We start from the raw sequence: 9,066 nt of genomic DNA on the forward strand, positions 1-9,066 counted from the left end.
CCCAAGTGGTCTTCTTCACGAACGGTGACAGCACAACGCGACGGAGCCACTACCCTAGGTGAACATGAAGATCGCTTTCGTCGGGAAGGGCGGCAGCGGCAAGACCACGCTGTCCTCGCTCTTCATCCGCCACCTCGCCGCCAACGAAGCCCACGTGATCGCCGTGGACGCCGACATCAACCAACACCTGGGGGCCGCGCTCGGCCTGGACGACGTGGAGGCCGCCGCGCTTCCGGCCCTGGGCGCACACCTCCCCCTCATCAAGGACTACCTGCGGGGCTCCAACCCCCGTATCGCCTCCGCCGAGACGATGATCAAGACGACGCCCCCCGGAGAGGGCTCCCGGCTGCTGCGGGTCCGCGAGGACAACCCGATCTTCGATGCCTGCGCGCGCACCGTACGGCTCGACGACGGGGACGTCCGGCTGATGGCCACGGGCCCCTTCACGGAGTCCGACCTCGGGGTGGCCTGCTACCACTCCAAGGTCGGGGCTGTGGAGCTCTGCCTCAACCACCTGGTCGACGGCCCGGAGGAGTACGTGGTGGTCGACATGACGGCGGGCTCGGACTCGTTCGCCTCGGGGATGTTCACGCGCTTCGACATGACGTTCCTGGTCGCGGAGCCGACCCGCAAGGGAGTCTCGGTCTACCGCCAGTACAAGGAGTACGCACGCGACTTCGGCGTCGCCCTGAAGGTCGTCGGGAACAAGGTGCAGGGGCCGGACGACCTGGAGTTCCTGCGCGCGGAGGTCGGCGACGACCTGCTGATCGGATTCGGTCACTCCGACTGGGTCCGAGCGATGGAGAAGGGGCGGCCGTCCAGGTTCGAACTGCTGGAGGCCGACAACCGGATGGTCCTGCAGACGTTGCAGGACACCGCCGAGGACTCCTACGAACTGCGCGACTGGGAGCGCTACACCCGCCAGATGGTGCACTTCCATCTGAAGAACGCCGAAAGCTGGGGCAACGAGAAGACCGGCGCCGATCTGGCCGCCCAGGTAGACCCCGCCTTCGTCCTCGACGAGCGGCGCGCCGGAGCGGGAGCGGTCGCACCCGCCTGACGCGCCGTGGTCGGGCGGGGTTCGCGATCACGTGCCCGTGTTCGCCGGCCACCTCTTCTTTTCGGTGACCGGCGAACACCGCGGCGCGTCCACCGTCGTTTCGGCCGACCGCTCCCGTGGCCCGCGCCGCGCGCTCCGGGTTCTATCCTTCCGCCGCCCCTCCGCGTACCCGGGGTCCTACTTCTCCGTGCCCTTCCCCGCCTTCTCCGGGGCATCCGCTTCACCCTTGCTCCCGGCCTTCTGGGGCGCCGGCCGGTTACCGAGGAAGGACTGCCAGCCGGTCTTGGGGGCCTCGCCCACGCCGAGCTCGGTGAGCTTGGCGAGCGTCTTCGGGTCCTGGGCGTCCAGCCAGTCGGCGAGCTGCCGGAAGGACACGCACCGCACGCCCTCCTTCGGGCACACCTTCGCGATGGTCTCCTCGATGGCGCGCATGTAGGTGCCGCCGTTCCAGGATTCGAAGTGGTTGCCGATGATCAGAGGCGCCCGGTTGCCGTTGTAGGAGCGGTCGAAGGCCTGGAGCAGGCCGTCCCGCATCTGGTTGCCCCAGAACTCGTGCTGGGAGGGATCTCCCTGAGTGGCCGTGCCGGACTGGTTGACCATGAAGTTGTAGTCCATCGAGAGGGTCTCGAAGGCACGCCCGGGCATGGGGACGAGCTGGAGCGGAATGTCCCAGACGCCGCCCTTCTTCTTGGGCCAGACCTGGTCCCCGACGCCGCTGGAGTCATAGCGGAAGCCCATGGTCCGGGCTGCGGCGATCATGTTCTTCTGGCCTTCGAGGCAGGGGGTGCGGGCGCCGACCAGTTCCTTGTCGTAGTCGAAGGGGAGCGGGTCTTCGCCCTTCAGCTCCGGAGCGTTGGACTTCCAGCTCTTGACGAAAGCTTTCGCCTGGCTGATCTCGCTCTTCCACTCCTCGACGGACCAGGTCCCGACCCCACCGTCCTTGCCGCAGAAGTGCCCGTTGAAGTGGGTACCGATCTCGTTGCCGTCCTTCCAGGCGGCACGGACCTCGGCGAGGGTGGCGCGGATGCCCTCAGTGTCGTTGAAACCGATGTCGGAACGGCCCGGCGCGTGCTGGGGCGGGTTGTAGAGGTCCTTCTTCTCCTCCGGCAGCAGGTACACACCGCTGAGGAAGTACGTCATCTTGGCGTTGTACTTCTTGCCCACACCGCGGAAGTGCGAGAAGAGCTTCTGGCTGTCCTCCCCGGCGCCGTCCCAGGAGAACACCACGAACTGGGGGGGCTTCTCGCCGGGGGCCAGGCGCTCGACGGCCGGCATGTTCGGCTGGACGCCCGTGTGGGCGGTGGACCCGTCCCCGATGAGTTTGACGGCGCCCTTCGGGGCGGCCGGGGGATTCTCCTTGGCGCCGTGGGCACCCTGCTCCGTGTCGTTCGCTCCGGAACCGGAACCTCCGGAACAGCCCGCGAGAACGGCGACCAAGGCAGTGGACATGACGCCCAAGGCGATCCTCTTCGTGGCGGCCATCATCCGCCCACCCTCTTCCTTGCAGGTTATTTGCGTTGGAGTGCCGACACGGCGCGGCCAAATTCGCACGCGGTCCCGCACAGCAAGGGCGACATACCGAATGAAAAACTGACTATTCACCAATAAGAGTTATCGACTGGCCCGAACGCCTCAGCCCGCCTCACCCGGCGCCCCCTCCCCCGGAGAGCACCCGCCCGGAGACCGCCGCGCCCGGAAGTCCTCATGACGGATTCGGCGGACAGGCCCGCCCCACCGTCCGGTGCCCGGTCCCCGCCGCACCGCCGGCACGCCGGGCCCCGCCGCGCCGTCCGGGCGTCGCCGCGCCGTCCGGGCTCCGGGCTCCGGGCTCCGGGCTCCGGGCCGAATCCTCCCGCCCTGCGTCCCGGCCGGACCGCCCGGACGCGTCCGGTCTGAACCCGGCCCCCTCCGGGCCCGTGCAACCAGAGGAACGACCGACAGGAGCGCCGCCGAACAGGACCGCCGACCACCACCCCGCCCCGCACCACCCCGACGCCCCGGGGTCCCGACGCCCCGAGATCTCCGCGCCCCCTGGGGGTCGCCCTCCACGCCCACAGGCGCGAAATCGCCGTGCCCCACGCGTCGACCGGCGCCCGCGTACGCGGAACGGGATCATGGCTCCATACACGAAGACACAGGTCTAAACCAATTCCCGGCAGACACTTGTCACCCGGCCTCGCGCCTGATGAGCTATGCCCCGGGACACAACGGACACCCTGGGACTGGGAGAAGTCGTGAGCAACGAAAGCCTGGCCAACCTGCTGCGGGAAGAGCGGAAGTTCGCTCCGCCTGCCGAGCTGGCCGCCAACGCCAACGTCACCGCAGAGGCGTACGAGCAGGCCGAGGCGGACCGGCTGGGCTTCTGGGCCGAGCAGGCGCGCCGCCTGACCTGGGCCACCGAACCGACCGAGACCCTCGACTGGAGCAATCCGCCCTTCGCGAAGTGGTTCGCGGACGGCGAGTTGAACGTCGCGTACAACTGCGTGGACCGCCACGTCGAGGCCGGCAACGGCGACCGGGTCGCCATCCACTTCGAGGGCGAGCCGGGTGACAGCCGGGCCATCACCTACGCGGAGTTGAAGGACGAGGTCTCCCGGGCCGCCAACGCGCTGACCGAGCTGGGCGTCGGCAAGGGCGACCGGGTCGCGGTCTACCTCCCGATGATCCCCGAGGCAGCCATCGCGATGCTGGCCTGCGCCCGTATCGGCGCCGCGCACTCCGTGGTCTTCGGAGGCTTCTCGGCCGACGCCATCGCCGCCCGCATCAAGGACGCGGACGCCAAGGTCGTCATCACGGCCGACGGCGGCTACCGTCGCGGCAAGCCGTCCGCGCTCAAGCCCGCCGTGGACGACGCCGTCTCCCGGTTCGACACCGTCGAGCACGTCCTCGTCGTCCGCCGTACCGGCCAGGACACCGCGTGGACCGAGGGCCGCGACGTCTGGTGGCACGAGATCACCGGCCGCCAGTCCGCCGAGCACACCCCCCAGGCGTTCGAGGCCGAGCAGCCGCTCTTCATCCTCTACACCTCGGGCACCACGGGTAAGCCGAAGGGCATCCTGCACACCTCCGGCGGCTACCTCACCCAGGCCGCGTACACCCACCACGCGGTCTTCGACCTGAAGCCCGAGACCGACGTCTACTGGTGCACCGCCGACATCGGCTGGGTGACCGGGCACTCGTACATCGTCTACGGGCCGCTGGCCAACGGCGCGACGCAGGTCATGTACGAGGGCACCCCGGACACGCCGCACCAGGGCCGGTTCTGGGAGATCGTGCAGAAGTACGGCGTCACGATCCTCTACACCGCGCCCACCGCGATCCGTACGTTCATGAAGTGGGGCGACGACATCCCCGCGAAGTTCGACCTGAGCAGCCTCCGCGTCCTCGGTTCGGTCGGCGAGCCGATCAACCCCGAGGCGTGGATGTGGTACCGGAAGAACATCGGCGCCGACAAGTGCCCCATCGTGGACACCTGGTGGCAGACCGAGACCGGCGCCATGATGATCTCGCCGCTGCCCGGTGTGACCGAGACGAAGCCGGGAAGCGCCCAGCGCGCGCTGCCGGGCATCGCCGCCACCGTCGTGGACGACGAGGCCAACGAGGTGCCGAACGGCGGAGGCGGCTACCTCGTCCTCACCGAGCCGTGGCCGTCCATGCTCCGCACCATCTGGGGCGACGACCAGCGCTTCATCGACACCTACTGGTCGCGCTTCGCGGGCACGTACTTCGCGGGCGACGGCGCCAAGAAGGACGAGGACGGCGACGTCTGGCTGCTGGGCCGGGTCGACGACGTCATGCTCGTCTCCGGCCACAACATCTCGACCACCGAGGTCGAGTCGGCGCTCGTCTCCCACCCGTCGGTCGCCGAGGCCGCCGTGGTCGGCGCGGCCGACGAGACGACCGGCCAGGCCATCGTGGCGTTCGTCATCCTGCGCGGCACGGCGACCGCCTCGGACGACCTGGTCGCGGACCTGCGCAACCACGTCGGCGCGACGCTCGGTCCGATCGCCAAGCCCAAGCGGGTGCTGCCGGTCGCCGAGCTTCCGAAGACCCGGTCCGGCAAGATCATGCGCCGCCTCCTCCGCGACGTCGCGGAGAACCGCGAACTGGGCGACGTCACGACGCTGACCGACTCCTCGGTGATGGACCTCATCACCACTCAGCTCCCGTCCTCGTCGTCCGAGGACTGATCCGAGGTCTGATACGGCCCCGTACCGGCGTACGGAGGCACGAGCAAGGCTCCGATGGGCATCCGGCGACGCGCCGGATGCCCATCGGGCATTTAGCCTGAAGATCGCTTCACCGCGAAGATCACCTCATACGGCCCCGCTCCGCACGCCCCCGGTAGAGTGGGCGCTTCATCGACAATTTCAGAGAACATCTCCACAGGGGCGCCGGGAAGTCTGGTCGGCACGCCGATCAGCGCTACCCCCACGCCGTCCCGACCTGGAGGTCTCTCTCGTGGTTCCGCCCCACCCGCCCACGGCCGCACCCACGCCCCCCACCCCGCCCGGCCCCACGCCACCGCCCCGCCGGCCCCTGCTCGGCAGGCTCTCGCTCCCCGAGCGGAACTACGTGGCGGAGGCGCTCCGCACCGAGACGGTCGGCGGAATGCTGCTGCTGGTGGCGGCGGTCGCCGCCCTCGTCTGGGCGAACGCCTTCGGCGGCTCGTACGAGGCCGTCAGCGACTTCCACTTCGGCCCCGGCGCCCTCGGTCTGGACCTCTCCGTGGCGCACTGGGCGGCGGACGGGCTGCTCGCCGTCTTCTTCTTCGTCGCGGGGGTCGAGCTCAAGCGCGAGCTGGTCGCGGGCGAACTCCGCGACCCGAAGGCCGCGGCCCTCCCCGTGGTGGCGGCCCTGTGCGGCATGGCGGTGCCCGCCCTCGTCTACGCCCTCACCGCGGCCGCCGGCGGGGGGACGCTGGACGGCTGGGCGGTCCCCACGGCCACCGACATCGCCTTCGCCCTCGCCGTCCTCGCCGTGATCGGCACCTCCCTGCCGTCCGCGCTGCGGGCCTTCCTGCTCACCCTGGCCGTCGTGGACGACCTCTTCGCGATCCTGATCATCGCGGTGTTCTTCACCTCGGACCTGAACTTCCTGGCCCTCGGCGGAGCCGTCCTCGGCCTGGTCGTCTTCCACCTCCTGCTCCGCTTCGGAGTCCGGGGCTGGTACGTCTACGTTCCGCTCGCCCTGGTCGTCTGGGGCCTGATGTACAACAGCGGCATCCACGCCACCATCGCCGGTGTCGCGATGGGCCTGATGCTGCGCTGCTCCCGGCGCGAGGGCGAGCGGCACTCCCCCGGCGAGCACATCGAGCACTTGGTCCGCCCCCTGTCCGCCGGGATCGCCGTCCCGTTGTTCGCCCTGTTCTCGGCCGGGGTCGCGCTGAACGGCGAGGCACTGGCGGGCGTCTTCACCCGGCCCGAGACGCTCGGCGTCGTCCTCGGCCTCGTCGTCGGCAAGACCGTCGGCATCTTCGGCGGTACCTACCTGGCCGCCCGCTTCACCAAGGCGGAGCTGAACAAGGACCTGGCCTGGGCCGACGTCTTCGCTGTGGCCTCGCTCGCCGGCATCGGGTTCACCGTCTCGCTGCTCATCGGCGAGCTCGCCTTCGAGGGCGATCCCGAGATGGTCAACGAGATCAAGGCCGCCGTCCTGCTCGGCTCCCTCGTCGCGGCCACGTTCGCCGGTGTGCTGCTGAGGATCCGGGTACGCAAGTACCGTGCGCTGTACGAGGCCGAGGAGCTGGACGAGGACGCGTCCGGAGTACCGGACGTCTACGAGCAGGGCGACCCGGAGTACCACCTGCGGATGGCCGTCATCCACGAGCGCAAGGCGGCCGAACACCGCCGTATCGCCGAAGAGCGGGCGGGGGCAGCGCGCACCGAGCCGAACAGTCCGGCATGATCTGACATCGGATGTGTCGAAGACGGAGAGGGAGTCAGGGATGAGCGACCCCGGCAACTACGCGGGCAACACCGACCGCAGTATCGGGCAGCTGGTCGCCGAGGCGACGGCCGAGATGTCCGCGCTGGTGCACGACGAGATCGCCCTGGCCAAGGCGGAGGTCCGCCAGGACGTCAAGCGCGGCGCGATCGGCAGTGCGGCGTTCATCGCCGCGGGCGTGCTGCTGCTCTTCACGATGCCGATGCTGAGCTTCGCGGCCGCGTACGGAATCCACAACCTGGGGCTGGGGCTGGCCTGGTCCTTCCTGATCGTGGCCGGCGCCTTCATCCTCCTGGCCGCTCTGATCGCCTTCATCGGCCTGCGGAAGTTCAAGAAGATCAAGCCGCCGGAGAAGTCCATCGCCTCCGCCAAGCAGACCGCCGCCGTCCTCCAGAAGGCCAAGCCGCACCCGCGTCCGTCCGTCGAGGCCGCCGCGATCGTCGAGCGCTCCGGCAGTTCGTTGGCGAAGAAGGGCATCGAGAGCGGCGGCGGTCAGGACAGTGCCTCCGCTGTGGCACGCTCGTCCACATGACGGCTCCCGATTCCAGCGCTTTCCGCCCGACTGGTCCCGTGGACCCGGAAGGCCCGGCCGCCCGGCCCGCCGCCGACCCGGCGGCCCCCGTCGGCCAGGCGGATCCGAACGGCACGGCGACCCGGGACGACCCGGTCGCGCCCCCCGCGGGCCGGACCGCCGCCGGGGGCCCCGTGCGGCTGGAAGGCCCCTGGACCCACCGCGACGTGGCCGCCAACGGCGCGCGCTTCCACATCGCGGAGGCGGGCGAGGGCCCGCTGGTGCTCCTGCTGCACGGCTTCCCGCAGTTCTGGTGGACCTGGCGCCACCAGTTGACCGCGCTCGCCGACGCGGGCTTCCGGGCGGTCGCGATGGACCTGCGCGGCGTGGGCGGCAGCGACCGCACGCCGCGCGGTTACGACCCCGCCAACCTGGCCCTCGACGTCACCGGCGTGATCCGTTCCCTCGGCGAGCCCGACGCGGCCCTGGTCGGCCACGACCTCGGCGGCTACCTCGCCTGGACGGCCGCCGTGATGCGGCCCAAACTGGTCCGCCGGCTCGCCGTCTCCTCCATGCCGCACCCGCGCCGCTGGCGCTCCTCGATGCTGTCCGACTTCGCCCAGTCCCGGGCCGGATCGTACGTCTGGGGCTTCCAGCGTCCGTGGCTGCCGGAGCGTCAGCTCCAGGCGGACGAGGCCGCCCTGGTCGGCGACCTCATCCAGGACTGGGCGGGCCCCCGCACCCCGGACTTCCCCGACGAGGAGACGCTGGCCGTCTACCGGCGGGCCATGAGCATCCCCTCCACCGCCCACTGCTCGATCGAGCCGTACCGCTGGATGGTGCGGTCGATGGCGCGTCCCGACGGGATCCAGTTCAACCGGCGAATGAAGCGCCCGATCCGGGTGCCCACGCTGCACCTGCACGGTTCGCTCGATCCGGCCGTCCGCACCCGCAGCTCGGCGGGGTCCGGACAGTTCGTCGAGGCTCCCTACCGTTGGCGACTTTTCGACGGTGTCGGACACTTCCCGCACGAGGAGGACCCGATCGGCTTCTCCACCGAACTCATCAACTGGCTCAAGGACCCCGAGCCCGACCGGTAGCCGTGGGCACGGCGTGGGCACGGCTGTCCGACGGATCGCCACGTGCCTGCCGCATAGGCCAATCGGCTGACTCGCACGCGATTACCGACCTTGGGTCACGGGCAGACGTCGGGGTATGGGCTGGACGCACGACTTCACCGACGAAGCACGCAACCGCCGCTCCACCGCGTCAGCCGGTGTGAGCACGCATGAGGGGGGCGGCCCTCGCGGCCGGGTGCACCACGTGCATGACGTTCACCGTTCCCGTCTCGGGATCTCGCGCATTCTCCGCCGCCGGGCCCGCTGGGTCTCGGCACGACTCCGCCACCCCCGCAACTGACCCGCACCGCCGCCCTCCTCGACACATCGGAGGGCGGCGCTTCGACGTCGGGACCTAGGGCGTGTTGCGAAAGTCCCGCCTGCTCCGGGCGGACGACGCTACTTTCGCAACACGCCCTAGATGTATTGAC

The 9,066-nt window shown here is 70.1% G+C and carries 7 protein-coding genes; 6 read left to right on the top strand and 1 reads right to left on the bottom strand.

The genetic code is table 11. The annotated features are described in order from the left end of the window. Positions 1-64: 64 nt before the first annotated feature. Positions 65-1,060, top strand: a complete 996-nt coding sequence (locus tag AMK24_RS05705; RefSeq protein WP_073765724.1) for an ATP-binding protein — start codon at positions 65-67, stop codon at positions 1,058-1,060. A gap of 177 nt (positions 1,061-1,237) precedes the next feature. Here the strand turns inward: AMK24_RS05705 and AMK24_RS05710 are convergent, their stop codons facing one another. Continuing rightward, a complete protein-coding gene (locus AMK24_RS05710; RefSeq protein ID WP_073765524.1) occupies positions 1,238-2,545 on the bottom strand; it encodes a hypothetical protein in 1,308 nt (435 codons plus the stop codon). Between the two features lie 707 nt (positions 2,546-3,252). Here AMK24_RS05710 and acs point away from each other — a divergent pair. The 5 genes from acs to AMK24_RS34590 all read left to right on the top strand — a co-directional run bounded on the left by acs (position 3,253) and on the right by AMK24_RS34590 (position 8,936). Further along, complete coding sequence (gene acs / locus AMK24_RS05715; RefSeq protein ID WP_073765526.1) at positions 3,253-5,250, top strand: acetate--CoA ligase; 1,998 nt, start codon at positions 3,253-3,255, stop codon at positions 5,248-5,250. Between the two features lie 271 nt (positions 5,251-5,521). Further along, positions 5,522-6,967 (top strand): Na+/H+ antiporter NhaA, encoded by a 1,446-nt coding sequence (nhaA, locus tag AMK24_RS05720; protein ID WP_073765528.1) that lies wholly within the window; start codon positions 5,522-5,524, stop codon positions 6,965-6,967. A gap of 40 nt (positions 6,968-7,007) precedes the next feature. Then, positions 7,008-7,538: a phage holin family protein gene (locus AMK24_RS05725; protein WP_073765530.1), complete on the top strand. Its 531-nt coding sequence runs from the start codon at positions 7,008-7,010 to the stop codon at positions 7,536-7,538. Then, positions 7,535-8,617 carry an alpha/beta fold hydrolase gene (locus AMK24_RS05730; protein WP_073765531.1) on the top strand — a complete coding sequence of 361 codons (1,083 nt, stop codon included), beginning with the start codon at positions 7,535-7,537 and terminating at the stop codon, positions 8,615-8,617. Before AMK24_RS05725 ends, AMK24_RS05730 begins: the two co-directional genes overlap by 4 nt. A gap of 115 nt (positions 8,618-8,732) precedes the next feature. Continuing rightward, positions 8,733-8,936, top strand: coding sequence for a hypothetical protein (locus AMK24_RS34590; protein ID WP_073765533.1), 204 nt, complete (start codon positions 8,733-8,735; stop codon positions 8,934-8,936). Positions 8,937-9,066: the final 130 nt, after the last annotated feature.

This window comes from Streptomyces sp. CB02366 (assembly GCF_001905905.1).
In the GTDB taxonomy this organism is placed as follows: Bacteria; Actinomycetota; Actinomycetes; order Streptomycetales; family Streptomycetaceae; genus Streptomyces.